This is a genomic window from Nitrobacter sp. Nb-311A, assembly GCF_000152905.1.
In the GTDB taxonomy this organism is placed as follows: Bacteria; Pseudomonadota; Alphaproteobacteria; order Rhizobiales; family Xanthobacteraceae; genus Nitrobacter.
The window spans coordinates 195,810-222,436 of record NZ_CH672417.1 but is presented as its reverse complement, the minus strand read 5'-3'; the positions used below and the strand labels follow the sequence as shown (position 1 = coordinate 222,436).

General features: G+C 62.9%; 25 protein-coding genes. 12 read left to right on the top strand and 13 right to left on the bottom strand.

Annotated features, from left to right (window positions below; genetic code table 11):
• Positions 1-238 precede the first annotated feature (238 nt).
• Entirely contained in the window at positions 239-3,091 is a 2,853-nt protein-coding gene (locus NB311A_RS12310) for a bifunctional transaldolase/phosoglucose isomerase (protein WP_009798898.1), read from the bottom strand.
• 289 nt (positions 3,092-3,380) lie between these two features.
• Here NB311A_RS12310 and NB311A_RS12305 point away from each other — a divergent pair, with 289 nt between their 5' ends.
• The 4 genes from NB311A_RS12305 (at position 3,381) to NB311A_RS12290 (ending at position 4,878) form a co-directional block, all read left to right on the top strand.
• Entirely contained in the window at positions 3,381-3,638 is a 258-nt protein-coding gene (locus tag NB311A_RS12305; RefSeq protein WP_040675173.1) for a hypothetical protein, read from the top strand.
• Positions 3,639-3,673: 35 nt separating this feature from the next.
• A complete protein-coding gene (locus NB311A_RS12300; RefSeq protein ID WP_009798896.1) occupies positions 3,674-4,150 on the top strand; it encodes a glutathione peroxidase in 477 nt (158 codons plus the stop codon).
• The gene (locus NB311A_RS12295) at positions 4,147-4,404 is read left to right on the top strand and encodes a DUF3297 family protein (RefSeq protein ID WP_009798895.1); all 258 of its coding nucleotides are present in this window, start codon (positions 4,147-4,149) and stop codon (positions 4,402-4,404) included. Before NB311A_RS12300 ends, NB311A_RS12295 begins: the two co-directional genes overlap by 4 nt.
• Positions 4,405-4,524: 120 nt before the next feature.
• The gene (locus tag NB311A_RS12290) at positions 4,525-4,878 is read left to right on the top strand and encodes a DMT family protein (protein ID WP_009798894.1); all 354 of its coding nucleotides are present in this window, start codon (positions 4,525-4,527) and stop codon (positions 4,876-4,878) included.
• Between the two features lie 55 nt (positions 4,879-4,933).
• Here NB311A_RS12290 and NB311A_RS12285 read toward each other — a convergent pair whose 3' ends face one another.
• Positions 4,934-5,839, bottom strand: a complete 906-nt coding sequence (locus tag NB311A_RS12285) for a metallophosphoesterase (protein ID WP_009798893.1) — start codon at positions 5,837-5,839, stop codon at positions 4,934-4,936.
• 232 nt (positions 5,840-6,071) lie between these two features.
• Here NB311A_RS12285 and NB311A_RS12280 point away from each other — a divergent pair, with 232 nt between their 5' ends.
• Both NB311A_RS12280 and NB311A_RS12275 read left to right on the top strand, forming a co-directional pair.
• On the top strand, positions 6,072-6,560 hold the full coding sequence (locus NB311A_RS12280) for an NUDIX domain-containing protein (RefSeq protein WP_009798892.1): 489 nt from the start codon (positions 6,072-6,074) through the stop codon (positions 6,558-6,560).
• Positions 6,561-6,627: 67 nt separating this feature from the next.
• Positions 6,628-7,161, top strand: a complete 534-nt coding sequence (locus NB311A_RS12275; RefSeq protein ID WP_009798891.1) for a GNAT family N-acetyltransferase — start codon at positions 6,628-6,630, stop codon at positions 7,159-7,161.
• Between the two features lie 57 nt (positions 7,162-7,218).
• Here the strand turns inward: NB311A_RS12275 and NB311A_RS12270 are convergent, their stop codons facing one another.
• The 6 genes from NB311A_RS12270 to NB311A_RS12245 all read right to left on the bottom strand — a co-directional run bounded on the left by NB311A_RS12270 (position 7,219) and on the right by NB311A_RS12245 (position 17,155).
• Complete coding sequence (locus NB311A_RS12270) at positions 7,219-9,591, bottom strand: TonB-dependent receptor (protein WP_040675170.1); 2,373 nt, start codon at positions 9,589-9,591, stop codon at positions 7,219-7,221.
• Positions 9,592-9,719: 128 nt separating this feature from the next.
• On the bottom strand, positions 9,720-10,169 hold the full coding sequence (locus NB311A_RS12265) for a DUF2946 family protein (RefSeq protein ID WP_366007050.1): 450 nt from the start codon (positions 10,167-10,169) through the stop codon (positions 9,720-9,722).
• A gap of 154 nt (positions 10,170-10,323) precedes the next feature.
• On the bottom strand, positions 10,324-12,387 hold the full coding sequence (locus tag NB311A_RS12260) for a membrane protein (RefSeq protein WP_009798888.1): 2,064 nt from the start codon (positions 12,385-12,387) through the stop codon (positions 10,324-10,326).
• A 9-nt stretch (positions 12,388-12,396) separates the two neighbouring features.
• Entirely contained in the window at positions 12,397-15,210 is a 2,814-nt protein-coding gene (locus tag NB311A_RS12255; RefSeq protein ID WP_009798887.1) for a DUF4159 domain-containing protein, read from the bottom strand.
• Positions 15,210-16,151, bottom strand: a complete 942-nt coding sequence (locus NB311A_RS12250) for a DUF58 domain-containing protein (protein ID WP_009798886.1) — start codon at positions 16,149-16,151, stop codon at positions 15,210-15,212. The genes NB311A_RS12255 and NB311A_RS12250 overlap by 1 nt, the downstream gene beginning before the upstream one ends.
• Positions 16,151-17,155, bottom strand: coding sequence for a MoxR family ATPase (locus tag NB311A_RS12245; RefSeq protein ID WP_009798885.1), 1,005 nt, complete (start codon positions 17,153-17,155; stop codon positions 16,151-16,153). Before NB311A_RS12245 ends, NB311A_RS12250 begins: the two co-directional genes overlap by 1 nt.
• A 240-nt stretch (positions 17,156-17,395) precedes the next feature.
• Here NB311A_RS12245 and NB311A_RS12240 point away from each other — a divergent pair, with 240 nt between their 5' ends.
• The 4 genes from NB311A_RS12240 to NB311A_RS12225 are packed head-to-tail and all read left to right on the top strand — an operon-like array spanning position 17,396 to position 20,188.
• Positions 17,396-18,001: a DUF1285 domain-containing protein gene (locus tag NB311A_RS12240; protein WP_009798883.1), complete on the top strand. Its 606-nt coding sequence runs from the start codon at positions 17,396-17,398 to the stop codon at positions 17,999-18,001.
• Between the two features lie 8 nt (positions 18,002-18,009).
• A complete protein-coding gene (locus NB311A_RS12235; RefSeq protein ID WP_009798882.1) occupies positions 18,010-18,675 on the top strand; it encodes a CoA pyrophosphatase in 666 nt (221 codons plus the stop codon).
• Positions 18,672-18,935, top strand: a complete 264-nt coding sequence (locus tag NB311A_RS12230) for a DUF6111 family protein (protein WP_040675013.1) — start codon at positions 18,672-18,674, stop codon at positions 18,933-18,935. Before NB311A_RS12235 ends, NB311A_RS12230 begins: the two co-directional genes overlap by 4 nt.
• Positions 18,932-20,188 carry a CCA tRNA nucleotidyltransferase gene (locus tag NB311A_RS12225; protein WP_009798880.1) on the top strand — a complete coding sequence of 419 codons (1,257 nt, stop codon included), beginning with the start codon at positions 18,932-18,934 and terminating at the stop codon, positions 20,186-20,188. The genes NB311A_RS12230 and NB311A_RS12225 overlap by 4 nt, the downstream gene beginning before the upstream one ends.
• 19 nt (positions 20,189-20,207) lie before the next feature.
• Here NB311A_RS12225 and hemF read toward each other — a convergent pair whose 3' ends face one another.
• The 4 genes from hemF to NB311A_RS12205 form a co-directional block, all read right to left on the bottom strand.
• Positions 20,208-21,095 carry an oxygen-dependent coproporphyrinogen oxidase gene (hemF, locus tag NB311A_RS12220; RefSeq protein ID WP_009798879.1) on the bottom strand — a complete coding sequence of 296 codons (888 nt, stop codon included), beginning with the start codon at positions 21,093-21,095 and terminating at the stop codon, positions 20,208-20,210.
• Between the two features lie 147 nt (positions 21,096-21,242).
• On the bottom strand, positions 21,243-21,608 hold the full coding sequence (locus NB311A_RS12215; protein ID WP_009798878.1) for a 6-carboxytetrahydropterin synthase: 366 nt from the start codon (positions 21,606-21,608) through the stop codon (positions 21,243-21,245).
• Between the two features lie 123 nt (positions 21,609-21,731).
• Positions 21,732-22,364, bottom strand: coding sequence for a 7-carboxy-7-deazaguanine synthase (gene queE, locus NB311A_RS12210; protein WP_009798877.1), 633 nt, complete (start codon positions 22,362-22,364; stop codon positions 21,732-21,734).
• On the bottom strand, positions 22,361-22,831 hold the full coding sequence (locus NB311A_RS12205) for a tRNA (cytidine(34)-2'-O)-methyltransferase (protein WP_009798876.1): 471 nt from the start codon (positions 22,829-22,831) through the stop codon (positions 22,361-22,363). The genes queE and NB311A_RS12205 overlap by 4 nt, the downstream gene beginning before the upstream one ends.
• A gap of 198 nt (positions 22,832-23,029) precedes the next feature.
• Here NB311A_RS12205 and petA point away from each other — a divergent pair, with 198 nt between their 5' ends.
• Positions 23,030-23,557 carry a ubiquinol-cytochrome c reductase iron-sulfur subunit gene (gene petA / locus NB311A_RS12200; RefSeq protein ID WP_040675010.1) on the top strand — a complete coding sequence of 176 codons (528 nt, stop codon included), beginning with the start codon at positions 23,030-23,032 and terminating at the stop codon, positions 23,555-23,557.
• Positions 23,558-23,608: 51 nt separating this feature from the next.
• A complete protein-coding gene (locus tag NB311A_RS12195) occupies positions 23,609-25,672 on the top strand; it encodes a cytochrome c1 (RefSeq protein WP_009798874.1) in 2,064 nt (687 codons plus the stop codon).
• Between the two features lie 131 nt (positions 25,673-25,803).
• Here NB311A_RS12195 and NB311A_RS12190 read toward each other — a convergent pair whose 3' ends face one another.
• Entirely contained in the window at positions 25,804-26,301 is a 498-nt protein-coding gene (locus NB311A_RS12190; RefSeq protein WP_040675164.1) for a YbhB/YbcL family Raf kinase inhibitor-like protein, read from the bottom strand.
• Positions 26,302-26,627: the final 326 nt, after the last annotated feature.

The window sequence follows — 26,627 nt, the reverse complement described above, 5'->3', positions numbered from 1 at the left end:
CCACGGGCGGCCCCATGGTTCAATGACATGGTTCACTGATGCTTGAGGATCATGATGCTTGAGGAGCACGGTGTGACGCAACACTTCGGATGTTTCACGGAGATCGGCGGGCGTGGATCGTCGGATGAATCGACGGCGAGGGCAAGGTCCGGTTTGACGCGGCCTGGGAACCTTTGTTTTTCTGGCGATGATCGCAGCGTCACAACGCGACGCGTCATGGCGGCGGTCACGATCACGATCACATGAGAGCCCGGCTGAGAGCTTCGTCGAGCCGCGACAGGCCCGATTTAAGGCTTCCCTTCAGATGCACGCGAAGCGCTCGCCGTCCCCGCCGCGTGAGCACATCGAAATCGCCGCGCGCCTGCGCCGCCTTGATGATGCTGAAACTCGTTTTCCGGCCCGGGATCTTCAAATCCCGCGGATCGTCGGCGGTGATCTGAAGAAAGACGCCGCTGTCGGGACCGCCCTTGTAGGCTTGCCCGGTCGAATGCAGGAAGCGCGGGCCGAACTCAGCGCAGGTGGCGACTTTCCTGCGGTCGCGAACGGAGAGGCGCATCCGCTGCAATTCGTCGACGTGTTCGTCATTGCGCGCGACATAGGCCAGCAAGGCGACGTAATCGCCGGGTTCTGCGCGCGAAAGATGCGCCTTGAGCCATGAGGACAGCTCGCCGTCGGCGCCCTTCTCGCGTAACGCGCGCGCATTTTCCGCGTCGGTGTAGAGGTCGAAACCGGCGGCGGAAAATGCCGGCTCTTCATCCGGAAGCCTGCCCGTCTTCTCGAAGGCCGACGTCAACTCGCGTGTCCTGACCTTGGCCGCCTCGACGTCAGGCTGATCGAACGGATTGATGCCGAGAACCGCGCCGGCGACGGCGACCGCAATCTCGAACCGGAAAAACTCCTGGCCGATCTGATCGATCGAGTTCATCATGATCCGGACCACCGGATGTCCGGCGGCCTCGAGCGCGCGCAACTTTTCATCATGGGCGGCATCCGCTTCGTCCGCCGTGCGGATATCGATGAAGAAGCGGTCATTGCCGTAGAGGTTCGCACCGCCGAGCGGTTCGCCGTCGATCGGAATCAGGCCCTTGCCCTCCTTGCCGGTCGATTCGGCGATCAGTTGCTCGGCCCATGCGCCGAAATCGGCGATTCTCGGAGACGCCAGGATGGTGACCTTATCGCGGCCTTCGCGTCCGGCGAGACCCATGGCCAGTCCGAGCTGGACGCCGGGATTGTCATGCGGCGGGACCTGGGCGCCACAGGACCGCACCATGACGAGCGCGTCCTCGAGCAATCCCGTCACATCGATTCCAGCCGTCGCCGCCGGGACCAGGCCGAAGGGAGACAGGATCGAATAGCGGCCGCCGATCGCGGGATCGCCGTGGAAGGTGCGCGCGTAGCCGAGCTTGGCCGCTTCCGCGTCAAGCGAGGAGCCCGGATCGGTGATCGCGATGAAGCGGTGGCCGGCCTTGTCAGCGCCGATCGCCTTGGCCACCCGCGCGTGGAAATAATCTTTCAGCGCATTGGGCTCGGTCGTTCCGCCGGACTTGCTGGACACGATGAAGACGGTCCTCGCGACGTCGATCGCGGCTTCGAGCGAACGAATCTGGGCGGGGTCGGTCGAGTCCAGCACATGCAGCTTCGGGAAGCCCGCCGCCTTCGGGAAGGTCTTCGCCAGCACCTCCGGGCCCAGGCTTGATCCGCCCATGCCGAGGACGACCGCGTCGGTGAACTTCTGCTTCTTCACCCGCTGCGCATAGTCTTCGTAATCAGCCGCCCGATCAAGTTCGGCGGCAGGACTCGTCAGCCAGCTCAGCCATTTGTCCTCGTCCGTGCCGGTCCATACCGATTTATCCTTTTGCCATAGCTTGCGGACGGTGCCGGCGGCTCGCCAGTCATCCGCCTTCGCCTCGACGGATTTCGCCATCGAGGGATCGAGCGACAAGGTTTGCCGGTCGATGGCGGCCCCGAGAATCTTCTCCCGCTTGCGGGCGACGGCGCCGAGCAATTTGTCGGCCGCGTCCCCGAACAGTTGCACGCCTTCTTTCACGAGGTCGCGGGTGATTGCATCGAGTGAAATTCCGGCTTCCGCGAGCGCGGTGAGCGCTTGCCGCGCGTCATCCAAATTTTCCTCGAGGCTGTCGCGCAGCCTGCCGTGATCACGGAAGCTCTCAAGGGTTGCCGGCGGCACGGTATTGACCGTATCCGGACCGATCAATTCCTCGACGTAGAGAACGTCACGGTAGTCCTTGTTCTTGGTTCCGGTCGAAGCCCATAGCAGCCGCTGCGGTCTGGCGCCTTCTGCTTCCAGCTTTTGCCAGTCTTCGCCAGCAAACAGCCGCTTGTATTCCTGATAGGCGAGTTTGGCGTTGGCGATCGCGACCTTGCCCTTGAGCGCGGCAAGGCGGGTTTTCTCCGCGGGATCGTTGGCTTGCGCGATCTTTTCGTCGAGCTGCTTGTCGGCGGCGCTGTCGATCCGGCTGACGAAGAAACTGGCGACGCTCGCGACATGCGCGGGATCGCCGCCATTTCGGATATAGTCCTGAAGTCCGGCCAGATACGCCTCAGCCACCTCGATGTAGACCTTCTGCGAGAACAATAGCGTGATGTTGATGCTGATGCCCTCCGAAATCAGGTGACGGATCGCGGGCAGGCCATTCGGCGTCGCCGGCACCTTGATCATCAGGTTCTTGCGCGCGACGGACTTCCACAGCCTCCTGGCCTCGGCAATCGTCCCCTGGGTGTCGTTTGCAAGGTAGGGCGAGACCTCGAGGCTGACGAAACCGTCTGCGCCGTCAAGCCGGTCGTAGACCGGCCGCAACACGTCGGCGGCGTGCTTGATGTCCTCTATCGCGAGCTGCTCGTAGAGATCGATGACCGACCGGTCACCGCTTTTCATCAGGTTGACGATGGCGCTGTCATATTCGTCCGAACTCCCGATCGCCTTCTCGAAAATCGAGGGATTGGAGGTGACCCCGCGCAATCCGTCGTTTTCAATCAACTGCTTCAAATCGCCCTTGGTGATGAAACCACGTGCAAGGAAATCGAGCCAGACGGCCTGGCCGTGGTCCTGGAGTTCTCTGACAGGATTCATGACGTTCTTCTCTGTTCGAGGACGCACCGTTTGGAGAAATTCGGTACCCGCTGCAAGCTAGGCTATGTCAACACGACGAAGAAAAGATGGCCTGATCAAGGGCAGGACCCCGCTGCTAACGTTTGAGGCGGAATATTGATCCGCTGTCGGGATTTATCAGGAGTCTGAAACAGGACGGACGCAATTTTGCGACAAATAAGGCCTATTGCAGTGCGGGCTTGTCGTTCGATAAAGAACTACTGGGAACAGTCGCCTCCAGGCTCCACGCTCTCTCGCCATGGGTTCGTTCATGCCCCGATATTTTTTCAACACCCGCATCGGAAGCGACCTGATTCTCGATCCGGAGGGCGAGGAGTTGCGCGATCCTGATCAAGCCTGGCGCGCCGCCCGGACGACGATCCGTGAGATCCTCAAATCGGACGGCGAACAGCGGGCAATTCTCAATGCGGTGCTGGAAGTTACTGACGCTGCCGGTGAAATCGTCCTTGAGTTTCCGTTCACCGAAGCCATCCTGGACCCGGCCGCCCGGTCGTCCACGCGACATTAACCGGCGCGGTCGTAGCCCGATGGAAAGGTTGCTGAATGGCCAGCGTCTTTGATTTCCGCGCGAATACGCTGGCCGGCGAGTCTTGCGCGTTGAGGCAGTTCGAAGGTCGTGTCCTTCTGATCGTGAACACCGCGAGCGCCTGCGGGTTCACGCCGCAATACAAGGACCTTGAGGACCTGCACCGAACGATGAACCCGCGCGGATTTTCCGTGCTGGGCTTCCCCTGCAATCAGTTCGGCAAGCAGGAGCCGGGGACCTCCGCCGACATTCAGCAGTTCTGCGCCAGCAAGTACGGGGTGACTTTTCCGATGTTTGAAAAGATAAATGTCAATGGGTCGGACGCGCATCCGTTGTTCAGGCATCTGAAGAACGAGAAGCCGGGTCTGCTGGGTGAGTCAATCAAGTGGAATTTTACGAAGTTTCTCCTGGACCGGCAGGGGAGGGTGGTTGCCCGCCACGCTCCGACCACCAACCCTAAAAAGCTGACGGAAAAAATCGAGGCCCTGCTTTGACCGACCAGACCGCGAACGATAGTCTGCCCGACCGTTTGTCGACCGACCCGCGCAGCGCGTATTATAATGCAAAGATTCTGTCCCGTGATATCGGCATCCGTTTCAAGGGCGTCGAAAAGACCAACGTCGAGGAGTATTGCGTCAGCGAAGGCTGGATACGGGTTGCCGCCGGCAATGCCAGGGATCGTCACGGCAATCCGGTGACGATCAAGCTGAGCGGCACGGTTGAACCCTATTACCGGACCAGGGATTAGATTTTCCGGCGGTGACCGGTCGGCTGGCGTTCCAAGGAATTCGCGCGACATAGCTGTTCTTGTGCGGATACAATTGGGCGGTCGACGCCTTCCGCCGGTCATTCCCGAAAGCCGAAAATCATGCCCCTCACGATTTCGTCGTGGCTTCTGCCTATCCTGATGCTGTTCTGCTCGAATGTTTTCATGACCTTTGCCTGGTACGGGCATCTGAAATTCAAGGAAAGCCCGCTTCCTCCGATCGTTCTGGCCAGTTGGAGCATCGCGTTTTTCGAGTACTGGCTTGCGGTGCCGGCCAATCGCTGGGGGAGCGCGGTTTATTCGGCGGCTGAACTCAAAACCATTCAGGAAGTGATTACGCTCGTGGTTTTCGCCGGTTTCTCGGTGCTGTATCTGAAACAGCCGTTGGGCTGGAATCACGGCCTGGGCTTTGCGTTCGTTGCCCTTGGCGCATTTTTTATTTTTCATAAATGGTGATCGAGCGGCACGGCTACAGCCTTTCGACTCTGATTCAATCAGAAACGAAACGGCTTTAGATGAGCTGTGTCCGCTGCAACTCGCTGATCTCCCCACGATCGATCGCTGCCTGGTCGGCGAAGCCGCGCACCCGGTGCTCGCAGCGCCAGCTGCTTCCGTCGTGTGTGATTGAAAACAGGTTATAGGCGGCGGGGGGATAATGCCGATGCGGCGTTGCGGATGCCGACGGCACGCCAATGGCGGGAATACGGCCGTGCTGTCCCTCAAACCACATGGTCGAATGGATATGATCATGGCCGTGCAGGATCAGGTTCACGTTGCGCCGCTTCAGAAGGGCCAGAAGTGCGTCGGCATCCGTCAGCCGCTTATGCGAATCTTTCGAAGAAAGCGGATGGTGGATCAGCAACACGTGAAAGCTCGGATCGCTCTCAAGCTGGGCGAGCCCACGGTCCAGCGCATCGAGCTGGCTGGACCCCAGCCAGCCGGTGGCCATGAATGGACCGGTCGGTACCGACGAAGACACCCCGATCAGTGTCAGCGGCCCTCTGCGTCGCAGGAATGGAAACGAAAGCGGAGCCCCTTCGCGGGCGCTATCGCCGCGCATATAGTCTTCCCATTCGGAGATCTGTTTTTGGGTCGGGCGGACATAAGCATCATGATTGCCGGGCACGAGGGTGACGTTGTGCGGAGTGCCGACGTCGCCCAGCCATGCGCGCGCCTGCGTGAATTCCCCCGGAAGGGCGAGATTGATGAGATCGCCGGTGACCGCGATATGGTCGGGCGATTGCGCCTTGATATCGGCGACCAGGGTGTCCAGCACATCGCGCCGATGGATGGCGTGGCGGCCGCGCTTCCAGTTCAGATAGCCGATCGCGCGCTTGCCTGCGAGCTGATGTAGCCGCAGCGGAGGCAGCGGTCCGAGATGCGGATCGGACAGGTGCGCGAGCGTGAGCGCGGTCATCAGGCGCTGCCGGTCAGAGCGCCGGGGACAAACACTGTCGTTTCGGCGACGGTGGTCCGGTGCGGCGCCCGCCGCGATGACGGGCCACTTTCCCTGTCCCTGTCATGAAGCTGCTTCACTTTTACCTCGTATCCGGGAATATTCTGAGGTTTTGGCAAGAGCGCCGCTTTGATGCAAGCTCTCATGCGAAAGCAAGTGCTCGCTTCGCGCGGTGTCGGGGGCTTACGACATCATGAATTTTCATCGTCTGCGGCGCTTTGAAGAGTCCGCGCGGCGCCGGCTGTTTCACCTGTACTTTCGGTTCGCCCGCGGCATGACGCTCGGCGTGCGCGGCGTGGTGCTCGATGCCGACAACAGGGTCTTTCTGGTCAAGCATGGCTATGTGGCGGGCTGGCATCTGCCGGGCGGCGGCGTCGAGGTCGGCGAGGCGTCGCGTACGGCGCTGGAGCGCGAGCTCATGGAAGAGGGGCGAATCGAGATCCGCGGCGAACCGGTGTTGCACGGCATCTTTTTCAACAGCCATGTCTCGCGGCGCGATCACGTCACCGTTTATGTCGTCCGGGACTTCCGGCAGGATCGCAAGCCCGAACCGAATCGGGAGATCGTCGATTGCGGCTTTTTCGCCGCCAATGCCCTGCCGGCCGAAACCACGGCCGGCACGCGGCTGCGGATCGCGGAAGTCCTTCACCGTGAGCCGCCGGTAACCACCTGGCGGGGGTGACCGGACGGCCGCAATGGGCACGGCGGGCGATGGACCGCGCCCGTGGCAAATGCTATCCGTCTCGCTCATGTCCGATCTGTCCCTCACTCTCCTGACCGAAACCGCCAATGACGCGCAGGCCATCGAGCGTCTGCATGAACGCACCTTCGGTCCCGGCCGTTTCGTGCTCAGCGCTTACCGTCTGCGCGAGCATGTCGATCATTTGCTTGACCTCTCCCTGACCGCGCGCATCGGCACGCTGCTGGTCGGCTCGGTCCGGTTGTTGCCGGTTTGCATCGGCGACACGCCGGCTCTGCTCCTCGGCCCGCTGACGGTGGAGCCGCCGTTCCGGGGCCGGGGGATCGGGCACGCGCTGCTCGAGCGGGCGCTCGAAGACGCGAAAGCGAAAGGGCATCGTCTCGTCGTGCTTGTCGGCGATGAATCCTATTACGGTGGCGTCGGTTTCAGGATGATTCCGAAAGGACAGGTCGACATGCCGGGCCCGGTCGACCGGGCGCGGCTGTTGGTGTGCGAGCTGGTCCCTGGTGCGTTCGACGGAGTTTCAGGCATGATCCGGCCTGACTGGAGCTTCGCGCGGGAGGCTGCGGGCCAGAGCGAATAAATGGAGATCAAGCTTGGACGTCATGGCCGGTATAATCCGGCCATGACGAGAGCCCGCTCAGTATTTCACATTTGCGAATAACCGCACGTTCAGGCCCGGCAGCAACACCTCGTCCTTGTTGTAGGCGGCGGCATTGCGAATTTGCTCGTTCAGCAGATTATCGCCGACGAGACCGATGGTCACCGTCTGCCCGCCCAGCCAGTTGTTTCCGGGCAGCATGGTCGTATAGCTGATCTCGGCCCGCAGCCGGTTGTAGCCGGGAGTCGGTGTCTCGACGTCGCTCACGTTGTTCTGTGCGAAGGCATGGAGCAGGTTGATGCGAGCCAGCCAATTGGCGTCGCGGTAGTAGATGCCTCCGCCGAGGCGCTGCGGCGGAATCCGCGGCACGTTGGAGCCGTCCGTGAAGGTCGCGCGGACGATGTCGTACTGACCCTCGATGCCGAACATGCCGTTCCACAACGGAATCGCGTCGTACTGAAACTGCAGTTCGCCGCCGCGGAACGTGGCGTCACGCTGGCTGTAAACCGCCTGGTTGAGATGGTGGCCGTGGCCGTGCTCCTCTTCATGGTCATCGTCGTGATCATCGTGATCATCGTGATCGTGTGTGTGGCACGAAGCGAAGTCGTCGTCGCAGAAAGCGCCGGTCAGGCGCCGATAGATGAAGTTGTTGAAGCGCGTGTAATACGCCGTCGCCTCGAAGCGGAGCGGACCCTTGGCGCGCCGCAGGCCGATCTCGACCGATTGTGCCGACTCGATTTTCAAGTTCGGATTGCCGATATCGAATGTGGTGGTGGCATGGTGGATGCCGCGGGAAAACAGTTCCGCCGGCTTGGGTGCGCGCTGGACGAACTGCCCGGTGAGGCTGGCGACAAGGTCGCCCGGCAGATCCTGCAGCAGGCCGACGCTGGCGCTGGCCGGCGTGAAGGAGAGATCGCGTGCGATCGGGATCTGCGCCGACCCGTCCGGCATGAAACTGGCCGGAAAATCCGGCATCGTTCCGTTCAGCCACACATGCTCTACACGACCGGCAATTTGCGCGCGCGTCGTAGGCAGGAGCTGGAATTCGTTGAAGATGTACGTTCCAACACGGGAGTTCGAGTTCGGCGCAAACAATCCGTTGTAGAGCGACCCCGCGTTCTCGGGACTGGTCGCTGTGAGATCCTGATGCCCACCCTGAATGCCCATCGCGGTGGTGACGGGGATGGCTCCGAGCATGTAGGGCGCGAGTTGAACCTCGAGCCTACCTTCCTGTGAACGGTCGGTGAATGTCTGATGGATGCCGTCGCTGGACGGATCGTCAGCCTCTTCCAGTCCGCGCTCGTGATGCTTGTAGTCCACCGCGCCAAGCCAGAGGCGGACGGCGTCGATGAGCGCGGAATCGGGACGATATTCTCCCTTCACGGCCACGCGGTTCTGGCGACCATCGATACGCTCCTTGAATTCGGCGCCGTGATCGCCGGGGATATGGTAGAGGACGTTATTCTGGCCGATGGAGGCGCCGATGAAACCGCCATCGAACAGATACGACGCTCCGATGGAGGCGCCGGCGCTGCGATTCGCAGTGTTGGCCTGGCGGCCGCCGGGAATCGCGTAATCGTCGGCGCGGCGGCCAAAGGCGTCGGCGTGAACCGCCACGTTGTCAGCGCCGGCGTCGATCAGCACGCCGCCTTCGAGACCGTTGTTGACGGACGAAAGCGCCGACCGGGTCTCGACATTGAGACAGCCATTGGCGGCGGCCGGCGGCTTGACCCCGTAACCGTAGGTCTGCCAAGGCGTCGGGCGGCACGGCATTCGCTCCGGTATGCGATTGTTGCTGGCGCTGACCACTCCGCCGATGGCCGTCGAACCGTAACGCAGCGCCGCCGGGCCGCGGATGACCTCGACCTGATTGGTCGAAAGCGGATCGATCGGCACGAAGTGGTCCTCGCCGAGATCGGAGGCGCCATTGCTGCCGATGCCGTTTTCCACGATGCCGACACGATTGACGTCAAGGCCGCGGATAATGGGTCGGCTTGATGCGCCGGGTACATAGGAGGAGCCGGTGATGCCGGGCTTGTCGTTGAGCAGGTCGCCCAGCGTCGCGGCCCCGTTCCGACGAATCTCGTCGCTGGGGACCACCGTCACGGTCGCGAACTGATCGGTCACGATAGGCAACGTGCCCCGAAAATCGGCGGGAGCCGGCGGTGCCGGGGCGCTAGGCCGCTCGGATTGCCCGGGGGTAGACCTTGCCGTGCCCCGGCGGGCCGACGAGCGTACGAGTGTCGTGTGGGTTGGCCTAGCGTGGCGCACGATCGGGCTGGGCGCGTTGACCACGATTCCGGGCAGGGCTGTCTGGGCGGAAACGTCATCGGGGATCGCCATGACAAGCGCCGGAAGCGACGCCGCACCGAGGCGCGCGATTGCAAGAAAATGACTGGAAGAAACGGGCATCTGGCTGGTCCTGACACGGCCGGACGTTCCGCTCGCAGCGGTCGGGAGGCCGTTAAAGTCGATAGGCAAACTTGCGAAATTCGTCGGCAATGGCTCGCGCGGCGCGCTGGCCTGTTGCCTGATCGACGTCAGGAGGCGGGAGGAGCGCGCGGCTGAAAGACGGCGTGCCGCGGTTCGAGGTGCTTGAATTCGGCTTCGGTGGCCAGGTACAGGAAATGATAGGCATCCGGCAGCAGCAAAACCGGGGGCCCGGTGAACATCACCGAGCCCGCGAGCGCCATGACAGCGCAAACGGCGCAGTAATCGCTGTCCTTATCGTGATCTGACGCCGGTTCAGCCGGTCGCGTGGCCGCGGTATTTGCGGAATCCCTGACGAATGCGTCTCGGGTCGCGATAGGCTTGTCGGCCTCGATCCGGCCGGCGTCTCTGGCCTGCATCGAGAGGGAGGACGCCGCGAGCGCCGTGGAGCCGTGATGATGTCCGAACGACAGCACAAACTGGATCGCAAGCGCGAGCAGCGCGAGCCGCGATCCGTGTTTGAGGTTTGACCGGAACCACTTCATTGCAACGTGCCCCACGCCCTCCCGGCATTTCCTCCGGTGGCTCGGATGTTACAATATAACATCCAGGTTCCGGCCTGATGTCAACGGTGACTTGCGGCGGCGGCCCTACGATATGGTAGTCAAGCTCGCGACTGTGGGTTTTGTGCAACGGATGGCAAGAAGCGGAGGTTCAGCGTCCTTCCCGAAGCCAGGTTGCTGCAAAGGCGCCGAGCAGCAGCAATAGCCCGATCAGTCCGGCGAACACCGGCAGCACGCCGACGCTGCGGACCACGCTGGCGTTACGCATCCGTACGCCCAACCAGCCTTCGCCGCGAAAAACGCTGGAGGCATGCACCGGAACGATGCGCGGAACGTCGATGTCCGAACCATTCGCGATCCGCCGGGCGTCACCGCCGCTGGCCTGCGCCAGCGGCTTAAGCGCGTCGATAGTTGACGTAACCTCGGAAAATTCCTTCGGATTGACCGGCCCGACATTGACCAGAGCTTTCAGCGTGCCGTCGGTCGCCTGCCACAATCCGAGTTCGTCCGCCGTCAGCGCCGCCTTCCACAAACCGGGTTCGGCGGCCTTCAGCAACAGTTCCCGGGTCTTGCCGGAGGGCGAGGTCACGGTGACCGGAGCGACGGCGTCGGCCATGGTCTGGCGCTGCACAACGAGGTCCTTGCCCTGGACCGTGAGCCGCAGGGTCTCTTCCTCGAGCTCGGGCTGCTTCATCAGCCAGTGCGACATCCGCCGCAGCAGGTCGAGATGCGGTCCGCCGCCCTCATAGCCCCGTGCCCACAGCCAGATGTGATCCGATAACAGCAGCGCCACCCGGCCTTCGTCATATCGCGACAGCAACAGCAACGGCTGGCCGTCGGCGCCGGTCATGACGGGCGGCACCGACACGTTGCGGGTGTCGACTTCGCGGAAGAATCGGCTCCAGTGCGGCGGATCGCTCGCGGAACCTTCGAGCCCTCGGGTGACAGGATGGCGTTTACCGGCATCGCTCAGACGGGCGTGGAACGGTTTTTCGGTGACGCCGACCGGTTCTGCCGGCAGCACGGTGTCCAGCGGCGTCCGCCAGATGCTGGTGGTCGAGGCGTAGTCCGGTCCGGCTGAAACCAGCACCGCGCCGCCCGCGCGCACGTAGCGCGCGATATTGTCGAAATAGGCGGTCGGCAACACGCCCTGGCGCGCGTAGCGGTCGAAGATGATGAGCTGAAATTCGTTGATCTTCTCCTGAAACAGCTCGCGCGTCGGAAAAGCGATCAGCGACAGTTCGTGGATCGGCGTGCCGTCCTGCTTTTCAGGCGGGCGCAGGATCGTGAAGTGCACCAGATCGACGCTGGGGTCCGACTTCAAGAGGTTGCGCCATGTTCGTTCGCCCGAATGCGGCTCCCCCGATACCAACAGCACTCGCAGCTTGTCGCGGACGCCGTCGATCGGCACCACGGCGCGATTGTTGACCGGCGTCAATTCGTTCGCCAGCGGCGAGACTTCGATCTCGACGATATTCTGGCCGGCATGTTTGATGCCGACATCGACGTTGACGGTTTCCCCGCTCAGAACGGTGCGCTCGCTGATGACTTCGCCGTCGCGGCGCACCACTGCTTTCGCGCGCTCGCCGCTGACGCCCTGGTCGTCGAGCCGATAGGTGACCGTCTGGGTCTGGCCGACGATGCCGAAACGCGGCGCGGCGACAATCGCGACGCGGCGGTCGCGTTCGTCCGTGTGGCCGGTGATAAGGGCATGGACCGGCGCCTTGAATCCTAAGGCGGAGACGTTGCCCGGAACGTCGTGAACGCGCCCGTCGGTGATCAGGAAGGCGCCGGCGACGCGGTCGGTCGGCACATCGGACAGGGTCGTGGAAAGTGCCGAGAACAGCCTGGTGCCGTCGGTCTCGCCGTCCGCCTGGCCTGCATCGACGACGCGGACTTCAAGCCCCTTGATCCGCTTGAGGCGATCAACCAGTGCTTCGCGCGTTCTTGCGGCCTGATCGGTGCGGTTGCCGAAATTCTGGCTCGGGCTTTTGTCGACGATGACGGCGGCCACCGAGGACAGCGGTTCGCGCTCTTCCCGGGTGAACGACGGATTGGCGAGCGCGAGCAGGACCAGCGCCAGCGCCGCCACCCGCACCGCCGCGCCGCGGGCGCGGGCGATCATGAGCAGCGCCGCGATCACGACAATGGCGGCGAAGGCGCTCCACAGCACGATCACGGGAACCAGCGGGGCGAAGGCGATGCCGTACTGCATGCTGCGGTCCTATTGGCCCAGCCGTTCGATCAGCGCGGGAGCATGAACCTGATCGGCCTTGTAGTTGCCGGTCAGCGTGTACATCACGATGTTCACTCCGGCGCGGAACGCGAATTCGCGTTGACGTGGCTCGCCCGGCGAGAGCGGCAGCATCGGTTGGCCATCGGGACGCATGGCCCAGGCGCCGGCGAGATCGTTCGAGGTGATGATGATCGGGGAAACGCCGTCGCCGCCCCGCGCCGGTCGTGAGGCCGCTTCGTCGTCCTCATTGCGCGGCATGGCCTCGACCCAGGTCTGGCCGGTGGTGAAGCGGCCCGGAAAGGCCTGCAGAAGATAGAAGGTCTTGGCCAGCACATGCTCGTGTGGCACCGGTTCGAGCTCAGGGATGTCGAGCGAGGTCAGGATGGTGCGCAGTTGTTGCATCCCGGGCGTTTGGGATTCGCCGTCCGCCCCCGGCAGCGCATCGATTGCGTCGCGGGTGTCGAACACAATGGTGCCTCCCTGCTTCATGTAGGCGTCGATCTTGTCGAGAGCGTTTTGCGGCGGCGTCGGCGCGCCCGGCACCACCGGCCAGTAAATCAGCGGGAAGAACGCCAGTTCGTCGCGCGCCGGATCGACGCCGACCGGATCGCCGGCTTCAAGCGCCGTGCGTTGCGCCAGAAACAGTGTCAGTCCGCTCATGCCCGCCTTGACGATGGCGTCGACGTCGGCGTTGCCGGTCACGATATAGGCGAGCCGGGTCCGCGAGACGGCCTTCACGGCGAACTCGTCACTGGCGCTGTCGGCGTGCGAAGGTGAAGGCGCTATCGCAACCGCCGGCAGGGCAAGCGCGGCAGCCAGCGCCGCTTGAGCCGCGCGGCGACGCAACAGCATGGCCATGCCGCCGCCAAGCAGCGCCACGATGACGGCGTCCGCCAGAAACAGCGCAAGCGCCGATGACAGCAGGATACCTCGCAGATCATGCGGTTCGGCATTGGTGAAACTCGCTCGCCGCGCCGTCAGGGTCGAGGTGTCGAGCGGTACGATCCGGTCGGTCGCCGCCAGCGTGTTGACGGCAATCGGCCCGTCGGCCGGGCCGTAGAATCCCGGTGGATGCTCGGTGGTGCCGCGGCCCCGATAGTCGGCCCGCAGGGGTTTCACGGTGGCGGGCGGGGGTCCGAAAGCGCCGAAACCGTCAAGGGTCCGCAGTGGCGCGACGGTTTCCGCCTTGGCGTCGGCGTCTGGAATTCTACCTGGGTTCGCGGTGTAGCCGGAGGCATCGACGATTCGTCGCAGCATCTCGACAAAAGCGCCCGACATCGGCAGGTCGGACCAGCGCATGTCGGCGCTGACGTGAAAGAGCGCCAGCAGGCCCTTGCCGCGGCGCTCGCCGGTCACCAGCGGCGTTCCGTCGATGAGGGAGGCCCAGCTCTTCGCCGCCAGCGTCGCATCCGGTTCGGCCAGCACCTGCCGGCTGACGGTCACGTCATTCGGCACCGCCAGGCCGGCGAACGGTCCGTCCGCGGCGAAAGCAGCGAGATGCTGCGGGGTTTCCCATGTCATGCTGCCGCCCAGCCTGCGGCCGCCGCGCCGCAATTTTACCGGGACCAGGTCGTCGTCCGCCTGCGCCAGGCGCGGCCCGGCGAACCGCACCAGCACGCCGCCCCGCTCGATCCAGCCGTCGATCCGATGGCGCAGTTCCGGGGACAGCGCCCCAACGTCGGCCATAACGATCATTGGCAGCTTCTGATCCAGGAATTGGGTGATGACTTGTTGCGGGGCTCCGCTGTCGCCGAGCCGGACATCGGCGAACGGCGCCAGCGCGCGGCTCAGATAGAAAGTCGATGCAAGCAACGGCTGAGCCCTGTCGGCGTTCGATCCGCTGACCACGCCGATGGCGCGCCGGCGCCAGCGCTTGTCGAGCAATTGCACCGCGCCCGCCGATCTCTCCCCGGCGATCTCCAGCCGGGCGATATCGTTCCGCAACTCCAGCGGCAGGTCGAACGCGGCTTCCGCTTCGCGATTCTGAGGCGCAAACGCATATCGCGTCTCGCCGATCGGCGCCCCTTTCTGGTCGAGCGCACGGACGACCCCGTCGGCTGCGCCGTTCGTATTGGCGCGCAGTATCTTCACGGTCATCCGCGCCGCGGCGTTTTCCGCCGCGGTCAGCGCACGGGCGGGCAGCGTGCCGCCTTCGACGATGGTCAGGGGACGGTCGCCGATCACCTTGCGAAGTCCGTCGACGAATTCCGTTCCACGCCCGCTGTCGATCCCGTCGGTCAGCCACGCGATATTGCTGTCACCCGTGGTGTTCAGGAAGCGTGCGAGCGCCGGCAGCGTTTCGACGCGTTCGACGGCATATGGCTTCGGAGCAAGCTGCCGCAGCGCTACGCGCGCGGTTCCGGCGGGCATCAGCGTGATGTTCTGCGCCGGGTCCGACAAGGGCACGATGGCAACGCCTCGACGGTCGCTGTCGGCTTCAGTGATCAGTTGATCCGCGGCCTTGATCCGCGTCTCCCAGCTCGAGGCGGCGCTCCAGCCATCGTCGAGCAGGATCGTCAAGGGCGCGGTGCTGTGGGCTGCGCCGGTTTTGGGATTCCACACCGGTCCGGCAGCCGCGAGAATCACCAGCGCCGCCGCCGCAAGACGCAGTGCGGTCAGCCACCACGGGGTGCGCGAAGGCGTTTCTTCCTTCGGCGCGATGTCGAACAGCAGTCGCGCCGGCGGAAAATCGATCCGGCGCGGGCGCGGCGGCATCACCCGAAGCAGCCACCATAGCAGCGGCAGGCTGAGCAGGCCGAGCAGCATCAGCGGTTGCAGGAATGACAGCGGAAGGGCCGGCATCACGCGACGCGCCCCGCTTTGGCCGAGCCGCCGCCGCTTCCCCTGCTCGCCATCATGCCGCTGTGGAGGAACAACAGCAGGTCCGCGGCGGACCGGTCGGTGGTGTGGGTCGAGAACAGCCAGTCGAGCGTTTGGGTTTCCGCGCGGATCTGGTCGCGATGCAGCGCGACGCGCGCGTGGTAGTCGCCGGCCCATCGTTCGGCGCGGCCGGCGGTGATGACCCGGCCGTCCTCGGGTTCGACAAATTCGACACGCCCTGCATAGGGGAATGTCTCTTCGGCTGGATCGACCACTTGCAGCAGCGTGCCGTGCGCGCCGGAAGCCGATAGTCCGGCCAGCATGGACCGGATATCGGCGATCGGCGACCAGAAGTCCGACAGCACGACGATCTCCGACCGGGCAGACGGAACGAACGAGGGGGGCAGGCTAGTGCGCGCGCGATCGTCATGAAGCATCGCCTGGGCTATCCTGTCGATGACGTTGCGGTTCGCGGTTGGATTTATCAGCCCCGGAACGCCGACGCGTTCACCGCCGGCCACGAGTAATTCAGCCAATGCGAAGGCCACGATCAAAGCGCGCTCGAGCTTGCTGTCGCGTGCGTTTTGGGAGGCAAAGGCCATCGACGCCGAGCGATCGGGCCACACCCACACGGTGTGCGCAGCCTCCCACTCGTGCTCGCGGACGTAGAGATGATCGTCGCGTGCGGAGCGGCGCCAGTCGACGTGCTGCGAAGGTTCGCCGGACACGAAACGTCGATATTGCCAGAAACTTTCGCCGGGGCCGGGACGGCGGCGGCCATGGAGACCGTGGATCACATTGGCGGCGATGCGCCGGGCTTCCAGCACCAGACGCGGCAGCGACGCCGCCAGCGTGCGGCTTTCACCATCAGCACGTCTGACGGCTTCAATTTCGTGCCCGACGTGTCCGGCTGCTGCGGCCATCAACCGATCCGCGTCTTGAGTTGTTTGATGACGTCGGGAATGGAGCGGCCTTCCGCGCGGGCCGAGAACGTCAGCGCCATGCGATGCTTGAGCACCGGCTCGGCGAGGTCGAGAACGTCGTCGATCGATGGCGCAAGACGTCCGTCAAGCAGAGCGCGGGCGCGCACCGCCAGCATCAGCGACTGGCTGGCGCGCGGCCCCGGTCCCCACGCGATCAGTTTTCCGGGTTCGCCGCTCTCCGGTCCGGGGCGCGCCGACCTGACCAGCGAAAGAATGGCTTCGACCACGCTGTCGCCCACTGGAAGCCGCCGCACCAGCCGCTGCGCGGCAAGAACGACGTCGGCATTCATTGCGGCTTTCGCCAGCGTCTCCTCGGCGCCGGTCGTCTCGAACAGGATGCGGCGTTCAGCGTCGCGATCCGGATAGTCGACATCGATCTCCATCAGGAAACGGTCGAGCTGCGCTTCGGGCAGCGGATAGGTGCCTTCCTGCTCCAGCGGATTTTGCGTCGCCAGCACATGGAAGGGTTTGGGCAGGTCGTGGCGCACGCCGGCGACGGTGATGTGCTGCTCCTGCATCGCCTGCAAGAGCGCTGATTGCGTGCGCGGGCTGGCGCGATTGATTTCGTCCGCCATCAAAAGCTGTGCGAATACCGGCCCGGCAATGAAGCGGAACGAGCGCTTGCCGCTACCGCTCTCGTCCAGCACTTCGGCGCCGAGGATGTCCGACGGCATCAGGTCCGGCGTAAACTGGACGCGTTTGGCGTCAAGTCCGAGCGTCACGCCGAGCGTCTCCACGAGCTTGGTCTTGGCGAGGCCGGGAACGCCGATGAGGAGCGCATGCCCACCGGAGAGGACGGTCACAAGCGTGTTTTCGATAACCCGGTCCTGACCGAAGATGACGGAGGAAATCGCGTCCCGCGCCGCGCGAACTTGCCCGGCGACCTGCTCGGCCGAGCGGACGATCACGTCTTCGAGTTTCTCGACACTCTTGTCCGAGTCCATAGCCATCCGTCACTCCCTGCGCGAGGCCACGCGATTTGCGTCCTCGCGCCATGAACTGTTCAATCCGCGCAAACGCCATGCATTCATTAGAACCAAACTATTCCCACAATATCCGGTTTCTCGAGTTTGAGCGGCATCATGAAATGGCGAATGAGCGCGTCGATTCCGATGCCCGATCCGCATCGGCTAGTGTGGCGTTCCCCTTTGTGGCAGAAGAGGTGACCAGCGTCGGGGTAAACCATGGCGAAGCAAGGGCGGCCTGCTAGTCGGACATTGGACGGCCTGACCGCCGCCGCGCGCGATGCCGCGGGCTCGCCCGGCAGCGAGCTGCCGCCGGTACATCTGTGGAATCCACCGTTTTGTGGCGATCTGGACATGCGAATCGCTGGCGACGGCACATGGTATTATATGGGGACGCCTATTGGCCGGCCTGCGCTGGTGCGTCTGTTCTCCACGATCCTGAAATACGAGGATGGCAGATACTTTCTGGTGACGCCAGTGGAGAAAGTGGGCATCAGCGTCGATGACGCCCCGTTTCTGGCCGTCGAAATGGTCGGGAATCGGGACGAAAATGGCCGCCTGCTTCGGTTCCGTACCAATGTCGGTGATTGGGTGCCATGCGATTTTGAGCACCGGCTGCGTTTCGAGCGCTCGGAGGGGGGCGGATTGAAGCCCTATCTGCACGTTCGCGCCGGTCTCTGGGCCAAGGTGACAAGGTCGTTGTATTACGATCTTGTTGACATGGGTGAGCAACGGATGGTCGATGGTCAAATGATGTTCGGGGTCGAATCGGGCGGCGGGTTCTTCGCGATGGCGGATGCGGAGCAGGTGAGGGACGCAGGTTGAACGTTCCCATGGTGAACACAGGCGTCGCGAACCCAGATGTCGGCCCTGAGACGTTTTTCGACCGCGCCCGGGCACGGTTGCGTTTCGACATCCCGCCCGGACTGACGGACGCCGGCATCGTTCCGTTGACCGGCGACCATGACAACGATGCCGTGCTCCGGACGATCGCTCTGGAAAAGCCGATCCGGCCCGCGGCGGTGCTGATCCCGGTGGTCGCGCGTGAGCAGCCGACCGTGCTGCTGACGCAACGCGCGGCGCATCTCAGCGAACACGCCGGCCAGATCGCGTTTCCCGGCGGCAAGATCGACGCGGCCGACGCCTCGCCCATCGATGCGGCGCTGCGCGAGGCATGGGAAGAAGTCGGGCTGACGCGCGACTTTGTGGAGCCGATCGGGTATCTTGATCTTTATGGTACAAGTTTCGGCTTCCGTATCCTGCCGACGGTGGCGCGAGTGAGGCCGGGATTTGATCTTCGCATCAATACGGATGAAGTGGACGACGCATTCGAGGTGCCGTTGTCCTTTCTGATGAATCCTCTCAATCACAAACTCGGCCGGAAGCAATTCCGCGGCAAAACGCGCTCGTTCTACGAGATGCCGTTCGCCGAGCGAAATATCTGGGGCGCAACTGCCGGGATCCTGCGCGTGCTGTACGAGCGAGTCTATCTGAAATGATCCGTCCCGTTCTAATGGAACTCGGAATCTTCCTGATTCCGTTTGCGATCTACGCGGCATATCTGATCGCCAACCGTGTGGACTTCATGATTGCGGCCTCATGGCCACAGCACGTCGTGGTGAGGCTCTCGCTCGCGGCGCTGGTGCTGGTCGTCGTCAGTTTCGTTCTGTTGGCGAATTTCTCGGGCGCGCCGCCGGATTCAACCTATATTCCCGCGCATCTTGAGAATGGCAAACTCGTGCCCGGAGTTGAGAGGTGAACAAGGCCCGCCCGCTATGCGATGCGGGCTGGCTGAAATCGGGTCCGGCAGTGCGCGTTCTTGCGCTGCTCAATGGTAACGGCGAGGAGGCGCGGGTCGTCGGCGGCGCGGTCCGCAACGCCTTGATGGGGCTGCCCGTGGGCGAGATCGACGTCGCCACCACGGCGCCGCCCGAAGAAGTCATGCGCCGCGCGGCCTCGGCCCGCATCAAAAGTATTCCGACCGGAATTGAACACGGCACGGTTACGCTGGTCGTCGAAGGCCGGCCATTCGAAATCACGACGCTGCGCGAAGACGTTGAAACCTTCGGCCGCAGGGCCAAGGTTGCGTTCGGCCGGGATTGGGCGCGCGATGCCGAGCGCCGCGATTTTACCATCAACGGTCTGTCAGTCGATAGCGATGGGACAGTACACGATCACGTCGGCGGACTCGATGACATCGCGGCTAAGCGGGTGCGCTTCATCGGTGATCCGGATCGGCGCATCGCAGAGGATTACCTGCGCATACTCCGCTTTTTCCGGATTCACGCGGCCTATGGCGCAGGCGAACCTGACCGCAATGGCCATCTCGCCTGCATTCGCGGCCGCGCCGGACTTGTCACGCTGTCGGCCGAACGGGTGCGGGCGGAGATGCTGAAGCTGCTGGTCGCGGAAGGCGCGGTGGAGGCAGTGGTGGCGATGGAGGATGGCGGCCTGCTGCTGGCTCTTCTCGGCGGGGTCTCCTATCGTGGACCGCTCGCGGCGATGATGGCGGCAGAGCGCGCGCTGGAACTTGCGCCGGATCCGATCCGCCGGCTCGCGGCGCTTGCGGTATCGGTCACCGAAGATGCGCGGCGGATTGCGCAGAGATTGCGGCTTTCCAATGCCGAGGCGAAAGAGCTGGACTCGATGGGTCATCGCTGGTGGCGGCTCGGCGGCATGGACGAGGCGACCGCGCGGCGGCGGTTGTACCGGCTTGGCGCGACGCGCTTTCGCGACCGGCTGATGCAGGCGTGGTCGCGGGCTGGGCTCGGCGCCGATCCGGCGCCGTGGCTAAACGTCGCAAGCCTGCCGCAGCGCTGGCAGCCGCCGGCCTTTCCTTTGAAGGCCGGCGATTTCGTCGCACGCGGAATCGCGGAAGGTCCGGCGCTCGGACACGTCTTGACGATCGCGGAAGATGCCTGGCTGGCCGAGGATTTCCCGCTCGATTCCGCGCGGCTTTCGGCGATCGCCGATCAGACCGTTGCACGGTTCACGCGCGATCACCGGCTGTGAGCGCGGGCGGAATACTCCGTCATGGCCATTTCACCTCGGGAGGCATCGAGGAGAGAATCGACTCGACGTTACCTCCGGTCTTCAGCCCGAAAATGGTGCCGCGGTCGTAAAGAAGATTGAACTCGGCGTAACGTCCCCGCCGGATCACCTGCTCCTCGCGATCGGCCGCCGTCCAGGGCGTGTTGAAATTGCTGCGCACGATCTCGGGGTAGACCCTGAGCAGCGCCCGCCCGACATCCTGCGTGAAGGCGAGATCGGCATCCCAATCGCCGCTGTCATGCCAGTCATAGAAGATGCCGCCGATCCCGCGCGCTTCCTTGCGATGCGGCAGATAGAAATACTCGTCGCACCAGGTTTTGTATTTGTCGTACGGGGCGATGGCGGCGTGAGCGTCGCAGGCGGACTTCATCGCCGCGTGGAATGCGACGCTGTCGGGATCCTCCTGCGTGCGGCGCCGCATCAGCACCGGCGTCAGGTCGCCGCCGCCGCCGAACCATGCTTTCGTGGTCACCACGAAGCGCGTGTTCATGTGAACGGCGGGAATATGCGGATTGCGCATATGGGCGATCAACGAGATGCCCGACGCCCAGAAATTCGGATCATCCGCAGCTCCCGGAATTTGCGCGCGAAACTCCGGCGCGAATTCGCCGTGCACGGTCGAGCAGTGCACGCCGACCTTCTCGAACAGCCGCCCGTGCATCATCGACATGACGCCGCCGCCTCCGGGCTGCCCGGTGTGGTCGGTGCGCTCCCACGGCGTGCGGACGAAACGTCCCGCGCTGCCGGGATAGAGCGAGGCGGGCGCGTCATCTTCCAGCTTTTCAAAAGCCGAGCAGATATCGTCGCGCAGTTGCTCGAACCAGGATCGCGCGCGGGTTTTGTGGTTGTCGAGCAGGGAGGCGTCCATCGGAGATTCCTTAAAAGACTTTGTCGTTGTGAGCAGTGCAAGCAACGAAACGGTCCGGCCTTGTCGTTGCTGCCGGATTGCTTCGCGGAGCTTGTGCCCGGGCTCGCCCCAGGCAAGACGCGGGTGTTCGCAATGACAAGTGTAGATTCAATTTTCAGGCCCGAAATAGGCGCAGCTTTCGCCGCAACTATCGCGATGCACGCTGACGCGTGTCACGTGTCCTGCGTGCTGGACATGATCCCAGATGAAACGCGCCAGATTTTCAAGCGTCGGCAGACCAAGCCCTTCGATATCGTTGAGAAGCTTATGGTCGAGCTTGTTCCGGACTTTGTCCATGCTTCGTTCGAGCAGGCCGAGATCGAGCACCATTCCGCTCGCGGGATCAGGCTTGCCGCGAAGGCTCACCTCAGCCCGAAACGAATGGCCGTGGATTTCCATGCTCGCGATTCCCAATGTCGTCCCCGGCAGCGCGTGCGCGGCCTCGAAGCGGAATGATTTCGTCAACTCCCACATTCCTGAAAACCGCCTCTCATCCAAATTCGCTCCGCCGGGCTTGATCCTGCAGTTCATCCTGTTCCTAGAGGTGGACGGCGAGCCTGCAAGGAATGCATTTATTCACCCCTGTTAGGGATTCATCTACCTTATTCCGATCGTCTTGTGTGTCTGCAGGCTGAGCCGCCACTGCGGGTGCCGCAGGCAATAATCGATGGCGCGCGCGGTGTTGTCGGCCGCGTCCGGCCCATCCATCGGCTGCAACGAAAATCGCTCGAAGGCGAGGTCCTTGAAATCCTCGGGCCGGATATTCTCTTGCGGATAGACCAGCTTGAGTTCGTGACCTTTGGTGACCCGCAAATCGGCGCCGGCCTTGGGACTGACACACAGCCAGTCGATGCCGTCGGGCGGCACGATGGTGCCGTTGGTCTCGATTCCGATTTCGAACCTGCGAGCGTGCAACGCATCGATGAATGCTTTGTCAACCTGTAACAGCGGCTCACCGCCGGTCAACACGGCGTAACGGTGGGCGGCGGGTCCGATCCATTGCGCCGCAACCGTTTCCGCCAGCGCATCGGCAGTATCGTAGCGGCCACCTAGCGTTCCGTCGGTGCCCACGAAATCAGTGTCGCAAAACGCGCAGGTGGCCGAAGCGCGGTCCTTTTCGCGGCCGCTCCAAAGGTTGCAGCCGGAGAAGCGACAGAATACCGCGGCCCTGCCGGCATGGGCGCCTTCGCCCTGCAGCGTCAGAAAAACCTCCTTGATCGCGTAACTCACGAAGACCTTCCCGGGGCGTCCGACCCCGTCTGCCGCAAGGCCTCGCCCACTGCCATGGCCGCCGCCATGGCGACGTTCAGCGAGCGCAGCCCAGGCCTGACCGGTATCACCAAAGTTGCGTCCGCGGCGTCCGCGACCGCGTCCGGAACTCCCGCGCTTTCGCGTCCGAACAGTAAAATATCTGTATCGGCAAAGCGATGGTCCAGATAGGGGCGTGCGCCCTTGGTCGTAAACAATACCAGCCGGCCGCCATCTGCGGCGCGCCATTGCTGGAATTTCTGCCATGAATCGTGGCGCACAATGGCGACCTCGTCGAGGTAGTCCATGCCCGCACGGCGGAAATGGCGGTCCGAGACCGGAAACCCGGCAGGCTCGATGATATGGGCTTCGACGTCGAGGCAGGCACACAAACGGAGAATTGTCCCGGTGTTTTGCGGTATATCAGGTTGGAAGAGCGCGACCCGCATGAATTCGATGCTTTCCCTGCTTCGCGGCTACGGGAGGATTTGTGCGCTGCACGAATGAGACCGATAGCGCACTTGCGCTCACTCAACGACGATGCCAATAAAACGGCCAATCACACGGCCGCTCGAAAGACGTATCTCTCCTGGGAATGGGTACACCATAACAATAAGACCGGCAGCGAATAAGAAAGGGTTGGAATCGTGACGACATCGTCTTCGGCAGGACAAAGCCGCCGTGATTTCCTTTTCGTGGCAACCGGCGCCGTCGCCGCCGTCGGCGCGGCGGCCGCGGCATGGCCGCTGGTAGCTCAGCTGAACCCGGATGCCTCCACGGTCGCCGCCGGCGCCCCCATTGAAGTCGATCTCGCTCCGATCGCCGATGGGCAGGACATCAAGGTGTTCTGGCGCGGCAAGCCGATCTACATCATGCACCGCACCAAGAAACAGATCGAGGAAGCCCGCGACGTCAATGTCGCGAGCCTGCCTGATCCGCAGCCGGATTCCGCGCGTGTCAAGGAGGGCCATGACCAGTGGCTGGTCGTCATCGGCATCTGCACCCATCTCGGCTGCATTCCAATTGCGCATGAAGGGAACTACGACGGATTTTTCTGTCCGTGCCATGGGTCTCAGTACGATTCTTCAGGCCGCATCCGCCAGGGGCCGGCGCCGCTCAATCTTGCCATTCCGCCTTACGCCTTTGTTTCCGACAGCAAGATCAGGATCGGATAAGGCCGAAAAGCCCCTAACCGAACGCGTCGCGTCATTCTTCAGGATCGCATCATGAGCGGACCATCCAGCTTTCAGCCGCAAAATTCAGTCCTCAAATGGATCGAGCGGCGCTTGCCGATCTTCGGCCTCGTCCATTCCTCGTTCGTCGCCTATCCGACACCGCGCAACCTGAACTATTGGTGGACCTTCGGCGGCATCCTCTCGTTCATGCTCGGGGTGCAAATCATCACCGGCGTCATTCTGGCGATGCACTATACGCCGCACGCCGATCTCGCCTTCAACTCGGTCGAAGCCATCGTGCGCGATGTCGATTACGGCTGGCTGCTGCGTTACCTTCATTCGAACGGCGCCTCGATGTTCTTCATCGCCGTTTATATTCACATGCTTCGCGGCCTGTATTACGGCTCCTACAAGGAACCGCGCGAGATTCTCTGGATCCTGGGCGTTATCATCTACCTCCTGATGATGGCGACCGGCTTCATGGGTTACGTGCTGCCGTGGGGCCAGATGAGCTTCTGGGGCGCGACCGTCATCACCAACCTGTTCTCCGCCATTCCCTATTTCGGCGAAAGCATCGTGACCCTGCTATGGGGCGGCTATTCGGTCGGCAATCCGACACTGAATCGTTTCTTCTCGCTGCACTACCTGCTGCCGTTCGTGATCGCCGGCGTGGTCGTGCTGCACGTCTGGGCGTTGCATGTCGCGGGACAGAACAACCCGGCTGGCGTCGAGCCAAAGACGGCGAAGGATACGGTGCCGTTTACACCCTATGCGACGATCAAGGATGCGTTCGGCCTTTCGTGCTTCATCCTGTTCTATTGCTGGTTCATCTTCTACATCCCGAACTATCTCGGTGATCCCGACAACTACATCCCGGCCAACCCGGGCGTGACGCCCGCGCACATCGTGCCGGAATGGTACTATCTTCCGTTCTACGCGATCCTGCGCTCGATCCCGAACAAGCTCGCGGGTGTGGCGGCGATGTTCAGCGCTATCCTGATCCTGGCCTTCCTGCCCTGGCTCGATTCCGCCAAGACCCGCTCGATGCGTTATCGTCCGCTCGCCAAGCAATGCTTCTGGATCTTCGTCGGTGTTTGTCTCGGCCTTGGTTATCTCGGCGCGAAGCCGCCGGAAGGCGTTTATGTGGTCGCTGGCCGCATCCTGACGGCTTGCTACTTCGCCTATTTCCTGATCGTGCTGCCGATCCTGAGCCGCATCGAAAAGCCGCGAACTGTCCCCAATTCAATCGCCGATGATGTGCTGGGGAAGAAAAAAAGTGTCGTGGCCTCGGCCCTGGCGGTGATCGGGGCTGTCGGATTGCTGGCGCTGGATGGCGGTTCGACGGCGAGGGCGGCCGAGCATGGCCCGACTCCACCCTCAGTGAACTGGTCGTTCGCCGGCCCGTTCGGAAAATTTGATCAGGGCCAGTTGCAGCGCGGCTACAAGATCTACAAGGAAGTCTGCTCGGCCTGCCACTCCATGAATCTCGTGCATTATCGCAATCTGACCGATCCGGGCGGCCCCGGCTTCTCGATTGCCCAGGCCGAGGCGCTGGCTGCCGAGATTCAGGTGAAAGACGGGCCCAACGACGCCGGCGAGATGTTCGAGCGGCCCGGACGTGTTGCCGACAAGTTTCCGGCGCCGTTTCCCAACGAGAACGCCGCTCGCGCGGCCAATGGCGGCGCGGCTCCCCCCGATCTCTCCCTGATGGCCAAGGCGCGCGGCTATGAGCGTGGTTTCCCGCAGTTCATTTTCGATGCCTTCACGCAGTTTCAGGAGAAAGGCCCGAACTACATCCACGCTATTTTGACAGGGTTCGAGGAAACGCCGCCGGAAGGGTTCGAGCTTCCGGATGGATCGACCTACAACAAGTACTTTCCCGGTCATGCCATGAAGATGCCAAGCGTGCTGGCGGATGATCAGGTGACCTATGATGACGGGACACCGCAGAAGGTCGATCAGTATGCGAAGGATGTGGCGGCGTTTCTGATGTGGACCGCCGAGCCGAAGCTCGAGGAGCGCAAACGGCTCGGCTTTCAGGTCATGATTTTCATGATCATCCTTACCGGACTGCTCTACTTCACCAAAAGGGCGGTCTGGGCTGACGCGCATTGAGGTTCTGCCCGTCTCAAGACAAAAAGGCTCCCATATGGGAGCCTTTTTGATTTTTGTATGTAACGAAGCCGATCCAAGCAGCGACGGGGCCAAGTTCGAATTGTGATGCGAGGGCGGGAAGGGCCGTTTGCTCAGCGCTTGAACAGGCCCATCACTGCCGATTTCGCCAGCGTGTTGAAATGAAGCTGGAACCCGATCACCGCCGCTGAGGTGTCAGCGCTGGCATTGATGTTGCCTCCCACGGCGTGCACGGTGAAGAAATAACGGTGCGGGTGATCGCCTTCAGGCGGGCAGGGGCCGCCATAGCCGGCGGTGCCGTAGTCGGTGCGGGTTTGCAGCGCGCCTCTTGGAAGCTTGCCGCTGCCGGGATTGCCGGCGTCGAGCACCAGCTCTGTCACCGAGGGTGGAATATTGATGACGACCCAATGCCAGAAGCCGCTCCCGGTCGGCGCGTCCGGATCGAAGCAGGTTACGGCGAAGCTCTTCGTGCCTGCCGGCGCGCCGCTCCAGCGCAGATGCGGCGACCGGTTGCCACCCGCGCAGCCGAAACCGAAATCCGCCGACAGGACATGATCGTTGTCGAGGTAGTCGCCATCCTTGAAACTGTTGCTCACGACTTTGAACGTCATGATGTTCTCCCGGCTCATAGCGTTTTCGAGCGGCGTGGAATCCGGTTCGCGTGAAGAAAACGCATCAAATCAAAATCATGGACGGGAATCTAACCCGGATTGCTGGATGCGCAACCGGGTCATCGCGGCGGACTCGACCTCGCCGCGAAGGCGGCTCGCGTCCGGCCGCGAACGCCCTTGACATCGTACCAATGGAATGGTGATTCCCCGGCATGAATCCTGCCGCTCGCCCGTTCCGTTTCTGGTGGCCCGCTTTCTGAAGCTGGCCGGCGCGATTTTGCTCAATTCTAATCGTCGAAAGCCGTCATGCAGAGCGACGGCCTTTT